We start from the raw sequence: 19,738 nt of genomic DNA on the forward strand, positions 1-19,738 counted from the left end.
CCTTGCCTGCGGCAGACCAGCGCTTTTATCTGGCGTTTTTATTTGCCAGAAAAATCCTGACGCGTAAACTCTTAACAATACGCTTTCAAAAGGATTTTTTATTATGACAACCTTCTACACCGTGGTGAGTTGGCTGCTCATTCTGGGATACTGGCTGTTAATCGCAGGGGTGACATTACGCATCCTGATGAAGCGCCGAGCCGTTCCCTCTGCCATGGCATGGCTGTTGATTATTTATATCCTGCCGCTGGTCGGCATCATTGCGTATTTATCCTTTGGCGAGCTTCACCTCGGTAAACGCCGGGCCGAGCGTGCCCGGGCGATGTGGCCCTCCACGGCGAAATGGCTGAACGATCTGAAATCCTGCAAACATATTTTTGCCGAAGAGAACAGTGACGTCGCCGCGTCGTTATTTAAGCTCTGTGAACGCCGCCAGGGGATTGCCGGGGTGAAAGGCAATCAGCTGCAATTGATGACCACCTCTGATGACGTGATGAATGCCCTGATCCGCGATATTCAGCTGGCGCGGCATAATATCGAGATGGTGTTTTATATCTGGCAGCCCGGTGGCATGGCCGATCAGGTAGCTGAATCCCTGATGGCCGCGGCACGCCGGGGGATCCACTGCCGTCTGATGCTCGACTCCGCCGGTAGCGTGAATTTTTTCCGCAGCAACTGGGCATCCATGATGCGCAATGCCGGTGTGGAAGTGGTCGAAGCGTTAAAGGTTAACCTGATGCGTGTGTTTCTGCGCAGGATGGATCTGCGCCAGCACCGCAAAATGGTGCTCATCGACAACTACATCGCCTATACCGGCAGCATGAACATGGTCGACCCGCGCTTCTTTAAACAGGATGCCGGTGTGGGTCAGTGGATCGATCTGATGGCGCGCATGGAGGGCCCGGTCGCCACCGCGATGGGGATCGTCTACTCCTGTGACTGGGAGATTGAAACTGGCAAACGCATTCTGCCCCCGCCGCCGGATGCCAATATCATGCCGTTTGAACAGGCCAGCGGGCACACTATTCACACTATCGCCTCCGGACCGGGCTTCCCGGAAGATCTGATCCATCAGGCGTTATTGACCGCCGCCTATTCCGCCCGCGAATACCTGATCATGACCACCCCCTATTTCGTGCCGAGTGACGATCTGCTCCACGCTATCTGCACGGCCGCCCAGCGCGGGGTCGACGTCAGTATCATCCTGCCGCGCAAGAACGATTCGGTGCTGGTGGGCTGGGCCAGCCGGGCCTTTTTCAGCGAACTGCTGGCAGCCGGGGTGAAGATTTACCAGTTTGAAGGTGGGCTGTTGCATACCAAGAGCGTGCTGGTGGACGGTGAGCTCAGCCTGGTGGGAACAGTGAACCTCGATATGCGTAGTCTGTGGCTCAATTTTGAGATCACGCTGGTGATCGACGATACCGGTTTTGGGGGCGATCTGGCGGCCGTGCAGGATGATTATATCTCGCGCTCCCGCCTGCTGGATGCCCGTCTGTGGATGAAAAGGCCGCTATGGCAGCGAATTGCCGAACGACTGTTTTACTTCTTTAGTCCGTTGCTGTAAAACGTGCCCAACGATGTTAAACAGGTAGTCATCATGGAAATGGATCTGAACAATCGCCTGACCGAAGACGAAACGCTCGAGCAGGCCTACGATATCTTTCTGGAACTGGCCGTCGATAATCTCGACCCGGCTGACGTGATTCTCTTTAATTTACAGTTCGAAGAGCGTGGCGGCGCCGAGCTGTTCGATCCGTCTGAAGACTGGGCTGAACATGTCGATTACGACCTGAACCCGGACTTCTTCGCCGAGGTGGTAATTGGCCTGGCGGAGACCGACGGGGGCGAGATCAATGATATTTTTGCCCGCGTTCTGCTGTGTCGTGAGAAAGACCACAAGCTCTGCCACATACTCTGGCGCGAATAAAAAAAGGCTGCGATTGCAGCCTTTTTTATTGCCTTTTACCCGGTCAGAGCGGGTCAACCTTCAGGCAGGAGACCGCATGGCGGAAGCTGCCCTCCAGTACCGGACGCGTTTTCGCGCACTCCGGCCCGGCAATCGGGCAGCGGGTACGGAACACGCAGCCAGACGGCGGGTTGATGGGCGACGGCAGTTCCCCTTCCAGCAGCTGAATGGTCTTATTCTGCTCCAGGTCAGGATCCGGCACCGGCACGGCAGACATCAGCGCTCTGGTGTAAGGGTGTAACGGATTATGATACACCTCATCATAGGTGCCCAGCTCCACCGCATGGCCCAGATACATCACCAGTACGCGATCGGAGATGTGCTTCACCACCGCCAGGTCATGGGCGATAAAGATCAGTGACAGCCCCATCTCACGCTGCAGTTTTTGCAGCAGGTTAACCACCTGCGCCTGAATCGACACGTCCAGCGCGGAGACCGGTTCGTCACAGATAATCAGCTTCGGCTCAAGGATCAGCGCGCGGGCAATGCCGATACGCTGGCACTGGCCGCCCGAGAACTCGTGCGGATAGCGGTTGATAAGGTTCGGCAGCAGACCGACCTTCATCATCATCGCCTTGACGCGGTCGCGCACTTCGGTACGCGGCATCTTCGGATGGTAGGTGCGCAGCGGCTCAGCGATGATCTCGCCAATGGTCATACGCGGGTTCAGTGACGCCAGCGGGTCCTGGAAAATCATCTGAATGTCGCTTCGGACCTCGCGCCACTCTTCCGGCTTCATCCCAAGCAGATCTTTACCCAGCCAGGCGACCTTGCCGCCAGTGGCTTTGACCAGGCCGATGATCGCGCGGGCAAAGGTGGATTTGCCGCAGCCCGACTCCCCCACCACGCCGAGGGTCTCCCCCTCGTAGAGACGCAGGGTGACGCCGTCAACCGCTTTCAGGGTTTTCGCCGGCTGCCAGAACCACTGCTTGCCGTCTTTGATGTCGAAGTGCACTTTCAGATCGGCGATTTCAAGCAGAACATTTCTTTTTTCGTCAATGGCTGTCATACCAGCTCCTCGTACGGCTTAAAGCAGGCACGCAGACGGCCTGGTGCAAACTCTTCCAGCGGCGGCGCGCTGTTGCAGATTTCCATCGCGTGCGGACAGCGCGGCTGGAACGGGCAGCCTTTCGGCAGACGCAGCAGGTTGGGCGGGTTGCCAGGAATGGTCAGCAGCGACTCCCCTTCCGCATCAAGACGCGGTACCGCATTCAGCAGGCCAATGGAGTACGGGTGCGCCGGATGATAGAAGACATCTCGCGCTTTACCGTACTCCATGGTACGCCCGGCATACATCACCAGCACTTTATCGCAGATCCCGGCCACGACGCCCAGATCGTGGGTAATCATGATGATCGCAGTATTAAACTCGCGCTTCAGCTCGTTCAGCAGGGTCATGATCTGCGCCTGAACGGTCACGTCCAGGGCGGTGGTCGGTTCATCGGCAATGAGCAGTTTTGGCCGGCACAGCAGCGCCATCGCGATCATCACGCGCTGGCGCATCCCGCCGGAGAACTCGTGCGGGAACATGCGCATACGCTTACGCGCTTCCGGCATTTTTACCGCATCCAGCATCTTAACCGACTCTTCAAACGCTTCGGCTTTGCCCATCCCCTTGTGCAGCATCAGCACTTCCATCAGCTGCTCGCCCACACGCATGTACGGGTTCAGGGAGGTCATCGGATCCTGGAAAATCATGGATATTTGCTCGGCACGCAGCTTGTTAAGCTCGTTCTCCGGCAGGTTAAGGATCTGCTTACCGTTAAAGGTGGCAGAGCCGCCGATAACGCCATTCTGTGCCAGCAGCCCCATCAGCGCGAACGCCGTCTGGGATTTACCGGAACCGGATTCACCCACGATACCCAGCGTTTCGCCAGCACGCAGGCTGAAGTTAAGATCGTTTACCGCAGTCACATCGCCATCAGGCGTTTTAAAGGTGACGCGCAGATCTTTCACATCCAGCAGAAGGTTACCCTGCTGATGCGCTTGTGGGGCAGATGCCGTTTCAATAATAGTCATGGCGGCACTCCTTAACGGTCTTTCGGATCGAGGGCATCACGCAGGCCATCGCCGATAAAGTTGAAACAAAACAGTGTTACCACCAGGAAACCCGCCGGGAACAGCAGCAGCCACGGTGAAACTTCCATAGAGTTGGCGCCATCGCTCAGCAGCGCACCCCAGCTGCTCAGTGGCTCCTGGGTACCCAGGCCGAGGAAGCTCAGGAAAGATTCAAACAGGATCATGCTAGGTACCAGCAGGGAGGCATACACCACCACCACACCCAGCACGTTTGGCACGATATGACGGACCACGATATTACCGGTCGAAACCCCGCCCACCTGCGCCGCTTCGATAAACTCTTTGCGCTTCAGGCTCAGGGTCTGGCCGCGCACGATACGCGCCATATCGAGCCAGGAGACCATGCCGATAGCCACAAAGATCAGCAAAATGTTCTGGCCAAAGAAGGTCACCAGCAGAATGACGAAGAACATAAACGGGAAGGAGTTGAGGATCTCCAGAATACGCATCATCACCGAATCGACCTTGCCGCCGAGATAGCCGGAGAGCGATCCGTATAACGTACCCAGAATCACCGCAACAAAAGCTGCTGCGATCCCTACCATTAACGAAATGCGTCCACCGATGGCCACACGGACCAGCAGGTCACGTCCGGACGAGTCGGTACCAAAGTAGTGGCCCGATTCGGTATCCGGCGCGCTGGACATCATGCCCCAGTCGGTATCGAAGTAGGTGAACTGCGACAGCATCGGCGCGAGCGTCACAAACAGGGCGATAAGGACCAGGACAATCAGGCTGGCAACCGCAGCACGGTTATGCATGAAGCGACGGCGTGCATCCTGCCAGAGGCTACGCCCCTCCACTTCCAGTTTTTCACTGAAGTTTTCCAGCGCCTCGCTGTTTTTCTTACTTAACATCATGGCGAGCTCCAGTGTCAGTAGCGGATTTTCGGATCGATAACGGCATAGAGCACGTCGACGATCGCGTTAAAGAAGATGGTGAGCGCGCCAACGAGAATGGTCAGACTCAGTACCAGTGAATAGTCGCGGTTAAGGGCGCCGTTAACGAACAGCTGACCAATACCCGGCAGACCATAGATGGTTTCGATAACCATTGACCCGGTGATAATCCCGACGAACGCAGGGCCCAGATAAGAGAGCACCGGCAGCAGCGCAGGTTTTAACGCATGACGGAAGATGATGCGGCGCATCGGCAGCCCTTTGGCCCGGGCAGTACGGATGAAGTTCGAGTGCAGCACTTCAATCATTGAACCACGGGTGATACGCGAAATACTGGCGATATAGGCGAGAGACAACGCGACCATCGGCAGGATCATAAATTTCAGCGCCCCGCCATTCCAGCCGCCGCCGGGCAGCCATTTCAGGGTGATGGCAAATATCATGACCAGCAAAGGGGCCACGACAAAACTCGGTATGACGACACCGGTCATTGCCACCCCCATAACGGTGTAATCCCATTTCGTGTTCTGGTTAAGCGCGGCAATAACGCCCGCCGTGACGCCAAGAATAACGGCCAGTAAAAACGCCGCGGCGCCTAATTTCGCCGAAACGGGGAAGCTGGACGCCACCAGATCGTTTACGGAATAATCTTTATATTTAAACGACGGACCAAAATCACCGTGGGCCAGCTGTTTCAGATAGTTGAAATACTGGGTGGAGATAGGATCGTTTAAATGATATTTCGCTTCGATATTCGCCATAACTTCTGGCGGCAGCGTACGTTCACCGGTGAATGGACTTCCCGGCGCGAGACGCATCATAAAGAAGGAGATCGTGATAAGAATGAATAGCGTTGGGATCGCTTCAAGACAGCGACGTAGGATAAATTTCAACATTGCCCGTACCTTCTGGCGTGTGCCTATATAATATTACGATGAGTAGACACCGTGGGGCAGACAGCGCCCGCCCCACTCATTGCCATTAATGCTTGATAATATACAAGTTTTTAACGTAGATATTATCCATCGGGTCTTTCCCGGTATATCCACCTACCCACGGTTTCACCAGACGGGCGTTCACGTAGTAGTAAACCGGTACGATCGCAGAATCTTTGTCGAGCTGCTGTTCCGCTTTCGCGTAGAGCTCGGCGCGCTGCGCTTCGTCAGTCACTTTCAGGGTATCGCCGATCAGCTTATCGAACTCTGCGCTCTTATAGTGCGCGGTGTTGTTCGAGCTGTCGCTCAGCATGGTGTTCAGGAAAGAGGTCGGCTCGTTGTAGTCCGCACACCAGCCGGCACGCGCCACATCAAAGGTGCCCTGATGGCGGCTATCCAGGAAGGTTTTCCACTCCTGGTTTTCCAGCTTCACGTTCACACCCAGGTTTTTCTTCCAGATGGAAGAGACTGCGATAGCCAGTTTCTTATGCAGATCGGAGGTGTTATACAGCAGGCTGAAGGTCAGCGGCTTGTCTGCGGTATAACCCGCTTCGGCCAGCAGTTTCTTCGCTTCTGCATTACGCTGTTCCTGGGTCATTTTGAACCATTCTGGCTCGGTCAGCTTCGCACCATCGGTGTACGGTGGCGTGTAGCTGTACGCTGGCAGGTCGCCCTGGTTTTTCACTTTGTTGACGATGATATCGCGATCCAGCGCCAGCTTCAGGGCGGTACGAACGCGAACGTCAGTGAATGGCGCTTTTTGGTTGTTGATTTCGTAATAATAGGTGCAGAGGTACGGGTCAACGTGTACTTCAGCAGGGATCTCTTTCTTCAGCTTCTGGAACAGTTCAATCGGCATGTTGTTATAGGTCATGTCGATTTCGCCGCTGCGGTAGCGGTTAACGTCAGTCACTTCAGAAGAGATTGGCAGATAGGTGACCTGATTAATGACAGTTTTCGCGTTATCCCAGTAGTTGGTATTACGCTCCAGGTCGATACGTTCGTTAACGACCCAGGCTTTCAGCTTGTAGGCGCCGTTAGTCACGATATTGGCGGGCTGAGTCCACTTATCGCCAAATTTTTCAACCGCGGCTTTTGGAACCGGGGAGACGGACGGGTGAACCAGCAGCTTATAGAAATAAGGGACCGGCTCGCTCAGGGTAACTTCGAACGTATTGTCATCGATCGCTTTTACGCCGAGATCGGTAATCGGTTTTTTACCGGTGATGATGTCATCGATATTGGCGATGTGGCCATACTGCAGATAGCTCGCATACGGTGAGGCAGTATTAGGATCTGCCAGACGCTGCCAGCTATAAACGAAATCGTGGGCGGTAACCGGGGAACCATCGGACCATTTCGCGTCTTTACGCAGGTGGAAGGTCCAGACTTTAAAGTCTTTGTTTTCCCATTTTTCAGCTACACCCGCAACCGGGTGGCCGTTTACGTCAGTGACCAGCAGACCTTCGAACAGATCGCGGTTAACGTTAGACTCCGGTACACCTTCAATCTTGTGCGGATCCAGAGACTGAACCTCAGCACCGTTGTTACGCACCAGCGTTTGCTTCTCCGCCAGTTGAACTCCAGCAGGGACGTCAGCAGCCATTGCAACGTTGCCTGCGATTAGCGCAGTTAAAATCCCCGCAGCTACCAGACTTTTTTTTGTGATGATGGACATTGTGTTGATACTCCACTCTTTATAATTACTGGTTTTTACCAGCCTGTTTAATTCCCCTTTTTAGGGGTTCCCTGACAACGTAGGAGTTTATGCTGCCGTCAGGCGTTTTTTACTTCTCGCTATCACCGACTTTACTATTACTGGCGGCTCGTCTGGCCGCCTTGCGTCGATTTGTGACATGCCTCCCCTGCCGAGGCATGTATTAATTCTTATAGGTCAAAATCGTTAATGAAAAAGATTCTCAACTAGAAGAATTACGCTGAAATGGAATGGCCGGAAAGTACCAAATGAGTTACTTAGGTGCCAATACATTTTGCAAATTTGTTAACCAATTCTCTTTTACGGAAGGGACCGTCATGCCGTGGCCTGCTATGTCCCGCACCGAAAAAGAAAAAAGTGACCAATATTCAATGAGATGAAGAAAATGTTATGGATGAGCGCACCGCGATGCCAGAAGCGCTCTCTTTTTTGTACAAAAAATTAACAACTGTCTATTATTTAGCACATTCATCTAAATCATTCAGCAAATTACTAATATCATCTCAGTAATCTTGCAGCAAGCCCCAGAGTATTGTGTGAGTAAAATAACAGACGTATTGCGCAGTTTATGAGCAGGTGAGCGGCATGGGAACAGGCAAGTGATTGAAAATCAACAAAACAAAATTATTAATAAAATTAATTATAGTTAAAGCGATTTTCAACTTTCATTATATGATTTGCTGATAATGACAAAAAAAGCGGAGCCCAGGGCTCCGCTTTTTCATTTGAAGGATTAACCTAATAACCCCGGAAAGATTGATTTCAGACCGGTTACAATAAATTCAATCCCTAGCGCCATCAGCAGCAGACCCATTATACGGGTGATAACGTTAATACCCGTCTGTCCCAACAGGCGTACCAGCCATGGCGCAATACGGAATACCCCCCAGCAACAGAAGGCAAACAGAGCAATGGCGATCGAAAAGCCAATCAGATGCATCAGGTTATGGTAACGCGTTCCCCATACGATGGTAGAACTGATAGCCCCTGGCCCTGCCATCAAGGGCAACGCCAGCGGCACCACGCCAATGCTCTCGCGGATGGCGGTTTCTGATTTCTCCTGCTTGTTCTGTTTGTCCTCACCCAGCTTGCCGCTGATCATTGACATGGCAATGGTGACGACGAGGATCCCACCGGCAATTCTGAACGAATCGATTGAGATGCCAAAAATCTGCAATATTGAGTCCCCAAGATAGAGCGACGTCAGCAGGATGATGGCCACAGACAAATTTGCCGTCAGGTTGGTTTTATTCCTGGCAAGGGCGGTTTGATAGCTGGTCATACTGATGAAGACGGGAATAATACCCACCGGGTTCACCAGCGCGAACAGACCGATAAAAAACTTAAAATAGGTTGGGAAATCAAAGAGCGATAGGCTCACTGTTAGCTCCGCTGATTAGCAAGTCTCAATATAAAATGTGGCATCCACAGTAACCGCGCAGACGATACGCCTTTTATGCCGCCAGTTCACCACAATAATGCTAAATATGGTGATGTAACGCTGTAAAATATTTGTGTACTTTATACGTTGTTATGGTTCAATTAGTTTTGCAATTATTTAACAACTGACGAAATGCCCTAAAATACCCCTGCTGAAAGGTATCAGCTTATGGATAAATTGATACAGATCATGTTTTCGGTACTCAGAAGTGAGTAATCTTGATTACGCCACCAGGGAGACTCAGAGTCTGAACGTAGGCTACTGATGGGAGGCTCTTTTAGTAAATCAGGGGAACGATAAAAACATTAACACCTTGTTTTTACGTAAGTTAAGCAAGTGGCAATGACGCTGACTATACTGTTTTCGTGTCGAGCAGCTGATTTACTAAAAGAGTTTAACATTATCAGGAGAGCATTATGGCTGTTACTAATGTCGCTGAACTTAACGCACTTGTAGAGCGCGTAAAAAAAGCCCAGCGTGAATATGCCAATTTCACCCAAGAACAGGTTGATAAAATCTTCCGCGCCGCCGCTCTGGCTGCTGCAGATGCTCGAATCCCTCTCGCTAAAATGGCCGTTGCCGAATCTGGTATGGGTATCGTCGAAGATAAAGTGATCAAAAACCACTTTGCTTCCGAGTATATCTACAACGCCTATAAAGACGAGAAGACTTGTGGCGTTCTGTCTGAAGATGACACGTTCGGTACCATCACCATTGCTGAGCCAATCGGCATCATCTGCGGTATCGTTCCAACCACCAACCCAACGTCTACTGCTATCTTCAAATCGCTCATCAGCCTGAAGACGCGTAACGCGATCATTTTCTCTCCACACCCACGTGCTAAAGATGCCACCAACAAAGCTGCAGATATCGTTCTGCAAGCGGCGATCGCTGCGGGTGCACCAAAAGACCTGATCGGCTGGATCGATCAGCCTTCCGTGGAGCTGTCTAACGCTCTGATGCACCACCCAGACATTAACCTGATTCTGGCAACTGGTGGCCCAGGCATGGTTAAAGCGGCCTATAGCTCCGGTAAACCGGCTATCGGCGTAGGTGCGGGTAATACCCCTGTTGTTATCGACGAAACCGCCGATATCAAACGTGCTGTTGCCTCTGTACTGATGTCTAAAACCTTCGATAACGGCGTAATCTGTGCTTCCGAGCAGTCCGTTGTGGTTGTTGACTCCGTATACGATGCCGTTCGCGAACGTTTCGCCAGCCACGGCGGCTACCTGCTGCAGGGTAAAGAGCTGAAAGCGGTTCAGGACATCATCCTGAAAAATGGTGCACTGAACGCCGCCATCGTAGGTCAGCCAGCGTATAAAATTGCTGAACTGGCAGGTTTCACCGTTCCAGCCAGCACGAAGATCCTGATTGGCGAAGTGAATATCGTTGACGAAAGCGAGCCGTTTGCGCACGAAAAACTCTCTCCGACGCTGGCAATGTACCGCGCGAAAGATTTTGAAGAAGCGGTTGTTAAAGCGGAGAAACTGGTAGCTATGGGCGGTATCGGTCATACCTCCTGCCTGTATACCGACCAGGACAACCAGCCAGATCGTGTTGCTCACTTCGGTCAGATGATGAAAACAGCACGTATTCTGATTAACACCCCTGCTTCTCAGGGTGGTATCGGTGACCTGTATAACTTCAAACTCGCGCCTTCCCTGACTCTGGGTTGTGGTTCATGGGGTGGTAACTCCATCTCTGAGAACGTTGGTCCTAAGCACTTGATCAACAAGAAAACCGTTGCTAAGCGAGCTGAAAACATGTTGTGGCATAAACTTCCGAAATCTATCTACTTCCGCCGTGGCTCCCTGCCAATCGCGCTGGATGAAGTGATTACTGATGGCCACAAACGTGCGCTCATCGTGACTGACCGTTTCCTGTTCAACAACGGCTACGCAGACCAGATCACCTCTGTTCTGAAAGCGGCTGGCGTGGAAACTGAAGTCTTCTTCGAAGTTGAAGCTGACCCAACCCTGTCCGTTGTTCGCAAAGGCGCAGAGCTGGCAAACTCCTTCAAACCAGACGTGATCATCGCGCTGGGTGGCGGCTCCCCAATGGACGCAGCCAAAATTATGTGGGTAATGTACGAGCACCCAGAAACGCACTTCGAAGAGCTGGCGCTGCGCTTTATGGATATCCGTAAACGTATCTACAAGTTCCCGAAAATGGGCGTGAAAGCGAAAATGATCGCCGTCACCACCACTTCCGGTACCGGTTCTGAAGTGACGCCATTTGCTGTTGTTACCGACGATGCAACAGGTCAGAAATACCCACTGGCAGACTACGCTCTGACCCCGGACATGGCGATTGTTGACGCCAACCTGGTCATGGACATGCCGAAATCACTCTGTGCATTCGGTGGTCTGGATGCGGTAACTCACGCCCTGGAAGCTTATGTTTCTGTACTGGCGTCTGAGTTCTCTGACGGTCAGGCTCTGCAGGCACTGAAACTGCTAAAAGAGAACCTGCCAGCCTCTTATAACGAAGGCTCTAAAAACCCGGTTGCCCGTGAGCGTGTGCACAGTGCTGCCACCATCGCCGGTATCGCGTTTGCTAACGCCTTCCTGGGTGTGTGTCACTCCATGGCGCACAAGCTGGGCTCTCAGTTCCACATTCCTCACGGTCTGGCGAACGCCCTGCTGATTTCTAACGTTATCCGTTACAACGCTAACGATAACCCGACCAAGCAGACGGCATTCAGCCAGTACGACCGTCCGCAGGCTCGTCGTCGCTACGCAGAAATTGCTGACCACCTGGGCCTGAGCGCTCCTGGCGATCGTACTGCTGCGAAGATCGAGAAACTGCTGGCATGGCTGGAAAGCCTGAAAGCGGAACTGGGTATTCCTAAGTCTATCCGTGAAGCTGGCGTTCAGGAAGCTGACTTCCTGGCACACGTAGACAAGCTGTCTGAAGATGCCTTTGATGACCAGTGTACCGGTGCGAACCCGCGCTACCCACTGATCGCAGAGCTGAAACAGATCCTGCTGGATACCTTCTATGGCCGCGAATACACTGAAGGTGTGGTTGCTGCACCGGCAGCTGTAGAAACGCTGGTAAAAGCGGATAAGAAAGCGAAGAAAAGCGCTTAATTAATCGCTCAATAAAAAACCCGCTCCGGCGGGTTTTTTTATGTCTCTTTTCCAGCGCAAATAGCGACAGACGAACTGGACCGTTAACGACGACTGGCTTCCTGAATCGCCGTCAGAGAGCCTGTTACCAGCGCCTCTTTATAATGCTTACGACATACGGATACATAGCGCTCATTACCGCCAATCACCACCTGTTCGCCTTCCGCATAGGGTTTTCCTGCCTGATCAAGACGCAGCACCATACTCGCTTTACGCCCGCAGAAGCAGATGGTTTTTAATTCCACCAGCTTATCTGACCATGCCAGCAAATACTGGCTGCCGACAAACAGTTCGCCGCGAAAATCCGTTCGCAACCCATAGCAAAGTACTGGAATATCCAGTTCATCAACGACTTCAGAAAGCTCATGAACCTGCTGACGCGTTAAAAACTGGCTCTCATCCACCAGCACGCAATGGACTGCCTGGTCAGCCGCCTGTGCACGAATTTCGTCCAGCAGATTAGTTTGTGGGTTAAATAACCTGGCTGGAGAAGAGAGGCCAATTCGCGAACTCACTTTTCCGGCACCAAAACGGTCATCGATTTCGGCGGTGTAAACCACCGTACGCATCCCACGCTCCTGGTAATTGTAGGAGGATTGCAGTAACGCGGTCGACTTACCTGCGTTCATTGCTGAATAGTAGAAATACAGTTGTGCCATTGGCCGTTAAACCCTAATCAATGTGTATTATTACCGATAGGCGATTGTACCATATTTTGTCGGGTCTTCCGTGCTGCAGCGCGGAAGACCCGCGTTACGAGAGATTTTATCCACCACCGGGATATAGGACACATCATGAAGGAGCATACGAAAAGAACATAAAAACCCATGGTTTTATAAACGCTAAGTTCCGGAAAAACCTGTTATTTTAATGTCGCCACCAGGCTGAAAATGATTCAGGCGTAATTAACGGTTTCATCGGGTAACCGTGTTTTCAGTACTAATACGAAAGGTTGATATTTATCCCAAGAAACAATAATCCCCATGAAAATTGCCTGTAAAAAAAGAGTTCACCGTCAGGTTTACAACGCATCTTTTGATAACGCCGCCCCCCTTTCTCCCCGCCAAATTTAAGTTCCGGTAATTAATAATAGTGCCGAATATTAGGTATTTTTGAATTCCTTACATTCTGGCCTATTGCACATATCAATTTATGCCTCTATTATTACCTCAACAAACCCCCACATTATAAGTTTGAGATTACTACAATGAGCGAAGCACTTAAAATTCTGAACAACATCCGCACTCTCCGTGCCCAGGCGAGAGAATGTACTCTGGAAACGCTTGAAGAAATGCTGGAGAAATTAGAAGTCGTTGTTAATGAGCGTCGTGAAGAAGAAAACGCCGCTGCTGCTGAAATCGAAGAACGTACACGTAAACTGCAGCAATATCGTGAAATGCTGATCGCTGATGGTATTGATCCTAACGAATTGCTGAACAGCATGGCTGCCGCTAAAACCGGTACTAAAGCTAAACGTGCTGCGCGTCCGGCTAAATATAGCTACATCGATGAGAACGGCGAATCTAAAACCTGGACCGGCCAGGGCCGTACTCCAGCTGTTATCAAAAAAGCAATGGATGAGCAAGGTAAACAACTGGACGACTTCCTGATCCAGGAATAAGCCAGTAAATATCCGAAAAATCCCGCTTAATGCGGGATTTTTTATGCCTTTATTTTATCTCGTGTGACATTCTGTTACACGTGCACATATAACGATTACATCACACTATTACCCTGCCCTACATGAGCGACACCCTAAAAAGGTTATAAAATAACCGGCGTAGCATAGCTATCACCGGTTTTGCTTAGGGCGTTAACGCCGTATTAGTTTTTAATGTCCAGCGTCTCTTTCAGCCAGCCCTTAAATTCTTCGCCCAGGGACTGGTGACGAACACCATATTCAACGAAGGCCTGCATGTAACCGAGTTTATTACCGCAGTCATGGCTCTTACCTTTCATATGGTAAGCCTCGACGGTCTCTTTTTCGATCAGCATGTCGATGGCATCGGTCAGCTGGATCTCATCGCCGGCGCCTGGAGGCGTTTTCGCCAGCAGCGGCCAAATCTCTGCGCTCAGTACATAACGCCCTACTACAGCGAGGTTAGATGGCGCTACGTCGGCTTTTGGCTTCTCAACCACGCCAACCATTGGCACGCTGTCGCCTGGCTTCATATCGACGCCTTTGCAGTCCACAACGCCATAAGCGGTAACGTCTTCAACTGGCTCAACCATGATCTGGCTGCTGCCCGTTTCGTCGAAGCGTTTAATCATTTCAGCCAGGTTATCCTGGGAAAGATCGGATTCAAACTCGTCCAGAATAACGTCGGGTAAAATAACCGCTACCGGCTCGTTACCGACTACCGGGTGGGCACACAACACGGCGTGACCCAGACCTTTTGCCAGCCCCTGACGGACCTGCATAATAGTGACATGCGGCGGGCAAATAGACTGCACTTCCTGAAGAAGCTGACGCTTCACGCGTTTTTCCAGCATGGCTTCAAGTTCAAAACTGGTATCGAAATGGTTTTCGATAGAGTTTTTGGATGAATGTGTTACCAGCACAATTTCAGTGATGCCTGCAGCAATACATTCGTTGACCACATACTGGATTAATGGCTTATCAACGAGTGGCAGCATCTCTTTTGGAATTGCCTTCGTTGCTGGCAGCATCCTGGTTCCCAACCCGGCAACCGGGATAACGGCCTTTCTCACTTTCGAATTTACGGCAGCCATTGAAACTCTCCTGAACTGTTCATGTTTTGAACTTTAGTCTGCATTAATAACGCGTTCAGTATATCAGCCTGTGGATGGTGTCCGGGTCTGAAAAGGACGCGCTACCGCTTAATTAGGATAAATACGAATAAAAACAGGCACCGATAGTAGCATTGCCCGTAAAACGACGGTAAAGCTATCTACCGTTTAAATTCCAACTGACTATTCTGTGGACAACATTAAGCGCAACCGCCCCCCCGTCCCCCAAATTTGGCATTGCCATGAGGTACAGCGGTGGCTTATTTGATTCAGGTAAGTATTTCCTAAGGTTCCTAACAGGACGCCGTTACTGACCTGAATATGATGCTCCCCGGTATTTAGCGTGGCATTAAGTCCGGCAGAGACCAAAATCAAATTTTTCAGGCCGCTATGGTAATAACCGACCAGTAATGGGAATTGTCCTGGTAAACTGGCCTGGCGCAACAGCTGGTTGACCTGTTTCAACAGGCTGCCTAACTCAGGCAGACGCTGACCCTGATGAGAAAGTTGTTCCTGAAGCAATCCATTAAATAATGCCCGCAATAATAATGCCGCCAGCACACCATTATCGCCCGCCCGGGTAACATCCAGACAATAAAACGCCAGATCGTTTTCAGATAATGGTGCGATATCCAGCACCAGACCCGGTTGATCGGCAGCCATCAGCTGGCGGTAATTAACTTTGCACCCGGAAAATGTCTGCTGAACCGGCGGCTGAAGCTCCTGTAACAGTTTTGCCGCCGCAGAGGGGTTATTCACCAGCGCATCCCAGTCCTGAAAAAGCCGCTCTTCCTCTTCAACACGCGAATTAAACATATTGGGATAGAGGCAGGCGAGAACGGTTTCACGCAAGCGATTCAGATCTTTAACTGGCTTAAGCAATACGTCCTGGACACCCAGGCGTAACGCTTTTGCGATATCGGCCATATTTTCGGTCGCAGAGATGACCAGAATGGGGATCTGGTCGCCGGCATTACGTAAATGCTCCACCAGCTTCAGGCCATTCATCCGCGGCATGGCGATGTCGCAAATCATCAAATCGGGCTTAATGCCCACCATTTTTTCCAGGGCGTCGATCCCATCACCTGCAAGTGCAGTCGTCGCCCCCAGCGATGATAGCCATGAATCCAGTAAGGAGCGGAAAACAGGCTCGTCTTCAACTATCAGAATTTGTTTCCCGGCTAATGGCTGTGTCATGGTCTCTCCCGGCGCTGACAATAGATAAATAGTGGCATGCTATCGGCACTATCGCCTGTCAGATTTTGCTGAAGTAATCAAAAAAAGGGTGCTCAGGCTGTTGCCCGCACTAAAGGTAATAATTCGTCCATTTTCTTTTCGACTGCCTGCGCGCCTGCGGTAATGGCCGCTTCAGCACGATGGAAATCGAGCGTTGAAATTTGTGGACAAAAAGGTTGAATCAATATATCCGGCGGATCACCCGCCATTCGGTTGCGCTTCAGGCGATTTTCCAGCACCTGAATCGACGTCGTCATGATTTCCATGGCGGTTGGCGCAGCAACCAGTTTACGGGTGGTTCGCGTGAAGCGTCCTCGCAGGCGTTTATGCCATGCGAGATCGTCCAGAGCGGACTCATCCGACTGGGTGTTAACCGGCATCAGATCCTGTTGCATCAGGTGAGCATCGTGCTGGAGATCGACGGCAATTACGATATCAGCCCCCATCGCACGGGTCAGTGAAATAGGGACAGGATTAACAACGCCACCGTCAACCAGCCAGTAACCATTGTGCGGAACCGGCGCCATCAGGCCCGGCATACTGCAGGAGGCGCGGACGGCAAGATGAATATCGCCTTCGGTAAACCAGATCTCCCTGCCGGTGCTGAGGTTGGTCGCAACCGCACCGAAAGGCATCTGACAGCTGGAGAATTCGGTCAGGGGCATCACCTGGCGAAAACGGTTAAAGACGCGCTCTCCGCGTAATAACCCGCCACGTTGCCAGGAGAGATCCATCAGGCGCAGGACGTCCCAGTAGCTAAACGATCGTACCCAGGTTTCCAGCTCGGGAAGCTTGCCACACGAATAGGCGGCCCCCACCAGTGAACCTATTGAACAGCCTGCAACAATATCAATTTCGATACCCAAACGTTGTAAGGCGTTGATCACACCAATATGCGACCAGCCCCGGGCTGCACCTGAGCCCAATGCCAGTCCAATTTTTACTTTTCTCATTAGCCCTGTTTAGCGTCCCCTGGATTCCTGCATAGCGTCATTGCAACCGCTCAGTTAACATAGTGCCACCCTGGCGTTATACGTCATTCATTTTTTAATTTCAGGAAGAGAATCGTGTCTCAACTCTGTCCCTGCGGTAGCGCTCTCGAGTATAGCCTATGTTGCCAACGATATCTTACCGGTGAGCAGGTTGCACCGGACCCGGCATCACTTATGCGCTCCCGATATGCCGCTTTTGTGACGCGGGACGCAGACTACCTGATTAAGACCTGGCATCCATCCTGCCATGCTACTGATTTTCGTCAGGAGATCGAGGCCGGATTTGCAAATACGCAGTGGCTCGGCCTCACTCAGTACGAAACGGCAGCAGGCCGGGATGAAAACGAGGGGTTCGTCAGTTTTGTTGCGCGCTTTACTGAGCAAGGAAGAGCGGGCGCGATCATCGAACGCTCGCGTTTCTTAAATGAGGGCGGAGAGTGGTACTATATTGACGGCACGCGTCCACAGTTTGGTCGTAATGACCCCTGCCCTTGTGGTTCAGGCAAAAAATTTAAAAAGTGTTGCGGGCAATAAGGCCTGACAACACGATTCAAGCAAACACGTAAGGATTTTCCGGCAATGCAATCAACACAACGTAAAGTGCTGCGCACCATTTGTCCCGACCAGAAAGGGCTGATCGCCCGTATCACCAATATTTGCTACAAACATGAACTGAATATCGTGCAGAACAACGAGTTTGTTGATCACCGTACCGGCCGCTTCTTTATGCGTACCGAGCTGGAAGGGATCTTCAATGACGCGACGTTGCTGGCCGATCTGGACGGCGCGCTGCCGGAAGGTTCCGTGCGTGAACTGAACCCCGCCGGTCGCCGCCGGGTGGTGATCCTGGTTACCAAAGAGGCACACTGCCTTGGCGACCTGCTGATGAAAGCCAACTATGGCGGGTTGGATGTTGAGATCGCCGCGGTCATTGGTAACCACGAGACGCTGCGTACGCTGGTTGAGCGTTTTGATATTCCGTTTGAGCTGGTCAGCCATGAAGGCCATACCCGCGAAGAGCATGACAATTTAATGGCGCAGGCCATCGAAGCGCATAACCCGGATTACGTGGTGCTGGCGAAATATATGCGCGTCCTGACGCCGTCATTCGTTGCCCGCTTCCCGAATAAGATTATCAACATTCACCACTCGTTCCTGCCGGCTTTTATCGGCGCGCGTCCTTATCACCAGGCGTACGAACGCGGCGTGAAAATCATCGGCGCAACGGCACACTACGTGAATGACAATCTGGATGAAGGTCCAATCATCATGCAGGACGTGATTCATGTCGATCACACCTACACGGCGGAAGATATGATGCGTGCCGGCCGCGACGTTGAAAAAAATGTCTTAAGCCGCGCGCTCTATCAGGTGCTGGCGCAACGCGTCTTTGTCTACGGTAACCGAACGATTATTCTTTAATCCTTTATAAAATGAATTGATTAGCTTTGCGTCTTTATGCGTAAAAATCAGGCAAACGATTCATTTATGCAAAGGAAGTCTTTACAGGGGCGCGTCATTTGATATGATGCGCCCCGCTTCCCACAAGGAAGCAGGCCAGTAAAAGCATTACCCCGTGGTGGGGTTCCCGAGCGGCCAAAGGGAGCAGACTGTAAATCTGCCGTCATCGACTTCGAAGGTTCGAATCCTTCCCCCACCACCATTATTCACCACAGCGATGTGGTAATACCGATGAGATATAGCGATGTTTGCACTTGTCGGGAAGGGTGAGAACCTTCGATTAAGGTTCGAGTCGAGCGCAAGCGAGACAACGTTGCCAGAGGCAACGGCCCGGAGGGTGAGGAGCGAAGCGACGAATAATCCTTCCCCCACCACCATCTTCAAGTTTCACCTCAAAATCTGAATTACCCCTGGTGGGGTTCCCGAGCGGCCAAAGGGAGCAGACTGTAAATCTGCCGTCACAGACTTCGAAGGTTCGAATCCTTCCCCCACCACCATCACTTCTAAATCGCTTTAAACTTCTCAGTTAAAAAATAAATAGTCTTGCTGTTCCGCGCACCTTTTCCCCGGTGGCGCTGCGCTTACCGGGGCTACAAAACCGTACCATACTCGTAGGCCGGGTAAGGCGCAGCCGCCACCCGGCGAAATCCCTTACAACGGGGGCAACCGACGGGTCACCGGTGAACTCTTCACAATCGAGGTGTTGCACTGCGCATGTTCTGCCAGTCCATCCAGCAACGTATCCAGTTGTTCAATGGAGCGCACCACCAGGCGGATAACGAAACAGTCCTCGCCGGTCACTTTGTCGCTTTCAATACACTCGGGCATCTGCTGGATGTATTTATCCACTTTATGCAATAACCCCGGTAACGGTCGCACGCGCACCAGCGCCTGCAGCGTGTAACCCAGCGCGGCCAGGTTTACCCGCGCACCATACCCCTGAATGATGCCCCGCTCTTCCAGCCTTTTTAAGCGTTCTGCCGTACTGGGTGATGTGAGCCCAACCCGGGCGCTTAAGACTTTCAGCGACATACGCGCATCCTCTACCAGACAACGCAGAATATGGCGGTCGATCTCATCGATAAGGTAATCCATAACATTCACCTAATTTATAAAAGCAAACCTCT

The 19,738-nt window shown here is 51.8% G+C and carries 17 protein-coding genes, 2 tRNA genes and 1 other RNA gene; 9 read left to right on the forward strand and 11 right to left on the reverse strand.

Features of this window, described 5'->3' with window-relative positions; genetic code table 11:
- The first annotated feature begins 103 nt into the window (after positions 1-103).
- Together cls and C2U54_RS18110 are read left to right on the forward strand one after the other, a co-directional pair.
- Positions 104-1,564: a cardiolipin synthase gene (gene cls, locus C2U54_RS18105; protein ID WP_103179911.1), complete on the forward strand. Its 1,461-nt coding sequence runs from the start codon at positions 104-106 to the stop codon at positions 1,562-1,564.
- A gap of 33 nt (positions 1,565-1,597) precedes the next feature.
- Complete coding sequence (locus tag C2U54_RS18110; RefSeq protein ID WP_103179912.1) at positions 1,598-1,927, forward strand: HI1450 family dsDNA-mimic protein; 330 nt, start codon at positions 1,598-1,600, stop codon at positions 1,925-1,927.
- A 43-nt stretch (positions 1,928-1,970) separates the two neighbouring features.
- On the opposite strand, the gene oppF is transcribed toward C2U54_RS18110, so the two are convergent.
- The 6 genes from oppF to C2U54_RS18140 form a co-directional block, all read right to left on the reverse strand.
- Positions 1,971-2,975: a murein tripeptide/oligopeptide ABC transporter ATP-binding protein OppF gene (oppF, locus tag C2U54_RS18115; protein ID WP_103179913.1), complete on the reverse strand. Its 1,005-nt coding sequence runs from the start codon at positions 2,973-2,975 to the stop codon at positions 1,971-1,973.
- Positions 2,972-3,985, reverse strand: a complete 1,014-nt coding sequence (locus C2U54_RS18120; protein ID WP_103179914.1) for an ABC transporter ATP-binding protein — start codon at positions 3,983-3,985, stop codon at positions 2,972-2,974. Before C2U54_RS18120 ends, oppF begins: the two co-directional genes overlap by 4 nt.
- A gap of 11 nt (positions 3,986-3,996) precedes the next feature.
- Positions 3,997-4,905 carry an oligopeptide ABC transporter permease OppC gene (gene oppC, locus C2U54_RS18125; RefSeq protein WP_103179915.1) on the reverse strand — a complete coding sequence of 303 codons (909 nt, stop codon included), beginning with the start codon at positions 4,903-4,905 and terminating at the stop codon, positions 3,997-3,999.
- A 14-nt stretch (positions 4,906-4,919) separates the two neighbouring features.
- Positions 4,920-5,840 (reverse strand): oligopeptide ABC transporter permease OppB, encoded by a 921-nt coding sequence (oppB, locus tag C2U54_RS18130; protein WP_103179916.1) that lies wholly within the window; start codon positions 5,838-5,840, stop codon positions 4,920-4,922.
- 85 nt (positions 5,841-5,925) lie between these two features.
- Positions 5,926-7,557, reverse strand: a complete 1,632-nt coding sequence (oppA, locus tag C2U54_RS18135) for an oligopeptide ABC transporter substrate-binding protein OppA (RefSeq protein WP_103179917.1) — start codon at positions 7,555-7,557, stop codon at positions 5,926-5,928.
- Between the two features lie 772 nt (positions 7,558-8,329).
- The gene (locus tag C2U54_RS18140; RefSeq protein ID WP_103179918.1) at positions 8,330-8,977 is read right to left on the reverse strand and encodes a YchE family NAAT transporter; all 648 of its coding nucleotides are present in this window, start codon (positions 8,975-8,977) and stop codon (positions 8,330-8,332) included.
- Between the two features lie 476 nt (positions 8,978-9,453).
- Between C2U54_RS18140 and adhE the strand changes: the two genes are divergently transcribed.
- Complete coding sequence (gene adhE / locus C2U54_RS18145; RefSeq protein WP_103179919.1) at positions 9,454-12,132, forward strand: bifunctional acetaldehyde-CoA/alcohol dehydrogenase; 2,679 nt, start codon at positions 9,454-9,456, stop codon at positions 12,130-12,132.
- 83 nt (positions 12,133-12,215) lie between these two features.
- On the opposite strand, the gene tdk is transcribed toward adhE, so the two are convergent.
- Positions 12,216-12,830, reverse strand: a complete 615-nt coding sequence (tdk, locus tag C2U54_RS18150) for a thymidine kinase (protein ID WP_103179920.1) — start codon at positions 12,828-12,830, stop codon at positions 12,216-12,218.
- A gap of 548 nt (positions 12,831-13,378) precedes the next feature.
- On the opposite strand from tdk, the gene hns reads away from it, so the two are divergent.
- Positions 13,379-13,792, forward strand: coding sequence for a histone-like nucleoid-structuring protein H-NS (gene hns, locus C2U54_RS18155; RefSeq protein WP_039030686.1), 414 nt, complete (start codon positions 13,379-13,381; stop codon positions 13,790-13,792).
- 203 nt (positions 13,793-13,995) lie between these two features.
- Here hns and galU read toward each other — a convergent pair whose 3' ends face one another.
- The 3 genes from galU to rssA all read right to left on the reverse strand — a co-directional run bounded on the left by galU (position 13,996) and on the right by rssA (position 17,111).
- Positions 13,996-14,904 carry a UTP--glucose-1-phosphate uridylyltransferase GalU gene (gene galU / locus C2U54_RS18160; protein ID WP_103179921.1) on the reverse strand — a complete coding sequence of 303 codons (909 nt, stop codon included), beginning with the start codon at positions 14,902-14,904 and terminating at the stop codon, positions 13,996-13,998.
- Between the two features lie 201 nt (positions 14,905-15,105).
- The gene (gene rssB / locus C2U54_RS18165) at positions 15,106-16,119 is read right to left on the reverse strand and encodes a two-component system response regulator RssB (RefSeq protein ID WP_103179922.1); all 1,014 of its coding nucleotides are present in this window, start codon (positions 16,117-16,119) and stop codon (positions 15,106-15,108) included.
- Between the two features lie 92 nt (positions 16,120-16,211).
- The gene (gene rssA / locus C2U54_RS18170; RefSeq protein WP_103179923.1) at positions 16,212-17,111 is read right to left on the reverse strand and encodes a patatin-like phospholipase RssA; all 900 of its coding nucleotides are present in this window, start codon (positions 17,109-17,111) and stop codon (positions 16,212-16,214) included.
- Between the two features lie 114 nt (positions 17,112-17,225).
- Between rssA and C2U54_RS18175 the strand changes: the two genes are divergently transcribed.
- The 5 genes from C2U54_RS18175 (at position 17,226) to C2U54_RS18195 (ending at position 19,108) form a co-directional block, all read left to right on the forward strand.
- On the forward strand, positions 17,226-17,684 hold the full coding sequence (locus tag C2U54_RS18175; protein ID WP_103179924.1) for a YchJ family protein: 459 nt from the start codon (positions 17,226-17,228) through the stop codon (positions 17,682-17,684).
- A gap of 45 nt (positions 17,685-17,729) precedes the next feature.
- Positions 17,730-18,572, forward strand: coding sequence for a formyltetrahydrofolate deformylase (gene purU, locus C2U54_RS18180; protein ID WP_103179925.1), 843 nt, complete (start codon positions 17,730-17,732; stop codon positions 18,570-18,572).
- Between the two features lie 156 nt (positions 18,573-18,728).
- A tRNA-Tyr gene (locus C2U54_RS18185) sits at positions 18,729-18,813 on the forward strand.
- 43 nt (positions 18,814-18,856) lie between these two features.
- Positions 18,857-18,988, forward strand: a non-coding RNA gene (locus C2U54_RS18190) — RtT sRNA.
- A 35-nt stretch (positions 18,989-19,023) separates the two neighbouring features.
- A tRNA-Tyr gene (locus tag C2U54_RS18195) sits at positions 19,024-19,108 on the forward strand.
- Between the two features lie 154 nt (positions 19,109-19,262).
- Here C2U54_RS18195 and C2U54_RS18200 read toward each other — a convergent pair.
- A complete protein-coding gene (locus tag C2U54_RS18200; RefSeq protein WP_103179926.1) occupies positions 19,263-19,706 on the reverse strand; it encodes an Lrp/AsnC family transcriptional regulator in 444 nt (147 codons plus the stop codon).
- Positions 19,707-19,738 lie beyond the last annotated feature (32 nt).

Source organism: Leclercia sp. LSNIH1, from assembly GCF_002902985.1.
Taxonomy (GTDB): Bacteria; Pseudomonadota; Gammaproteobacteria; order Enterobacterales; family Enterobacteriaceae; genus Enterobacter.

Coding starts and splice junctions, on each gene's coding strand:
- galU (WP_103179921.1), bottom strand. CDS start 14,904: ATGGCTGCCGTAAATTCGAAAGTGAGAAAGGCCGTTATCCCGGTTGCC.
- C2U54_RS18120 (WP_103179914.1), bottom strand. CDS start 3,985: ATGACTATTATTGAAACGGCATCTGCCCCACAAGCGCATCAGCAGGGT.
- oppC (WP_103179915.1), bottom strand. CDS start 4,905: ATGATGTTAAGTAAGAAAAACAGCGAGGCGCTGGAAAACTTCAGTGAA.
- adhE (WP_103179919.1), top strand. CDS start 9,454: ATGGCTGTTACTAATGTCGCTGAACTTAACGCACTTGTAGAGCGCGTA.
- hns (WP_039030686.1), top strand. CDS start 13,379: ATGAGCGAAGCACTTAAAATTCTGAACAACATCCGCACTCTCCGTGCC.
- oppB (WP_103179916.1), bottom strand. CDS start 5,840: ATGTTGAAATTTATCCTACGTCGCTGTCTTGAAGCGATCCCAACGCTA.
- rssB (WP_103179922.1), bottom strand. CDS start 16,119: ATGACACAGCCATTAGCCGGGAAACAAATTCTGATAGTTGAAGACGAG.
- oppA (WP_103179917.1), bottom strand. CDS start 7,557: ATGTCCATCATCACAAAAAAAAGTCTGGTAGCTGCGGGGATTTTAACT.
- C2U54_RS18110 (WP_103179912.1), top strand. CDS start 1,598: ATGGAAATGGATCTGAACAATCGCCTGACCGAAGACGAAACGCTCGAG.
- cls (WP_103179911.1), top strand. CDS start 104: ATGACAACCTTCTACACCGTGGTGAGTTGGCTGCTCATTCTGGGATAC.
- purU (WP_103179925.1), top strand. CDS start 17,730: ATGCAATCAACACAACGTAAAGTGCTGCGCACCATTTGTCCCGACCAG.
- rssA (WP_103179923.1), bottom strand. CDS start 17,111: ATGAGAAAAGTAAAAATTGGACTGGCATTGGGCTCAGGTGCAGCCCGG.
- C2U54_RS18200 (WP_103179926.1), bottom strand. CDS start 19,706: ATGGATTACCTTATCGATGAGATCGACCGCCATATTCTGCGTTGTCTG.
- tdk (WP_103179920.1), bottom strand. CDS start 12,830: ATGGCACAACTGTATTTCTACTATTCAGCAATGAACGCAGGTAAGTCG.
- oppF (WP_103179913.1), bottom strand. CDS start 2,975: ATGACAGCCATTGACGAAAAAAGAAATGTTCTGCTTGAAATCGCCGAT.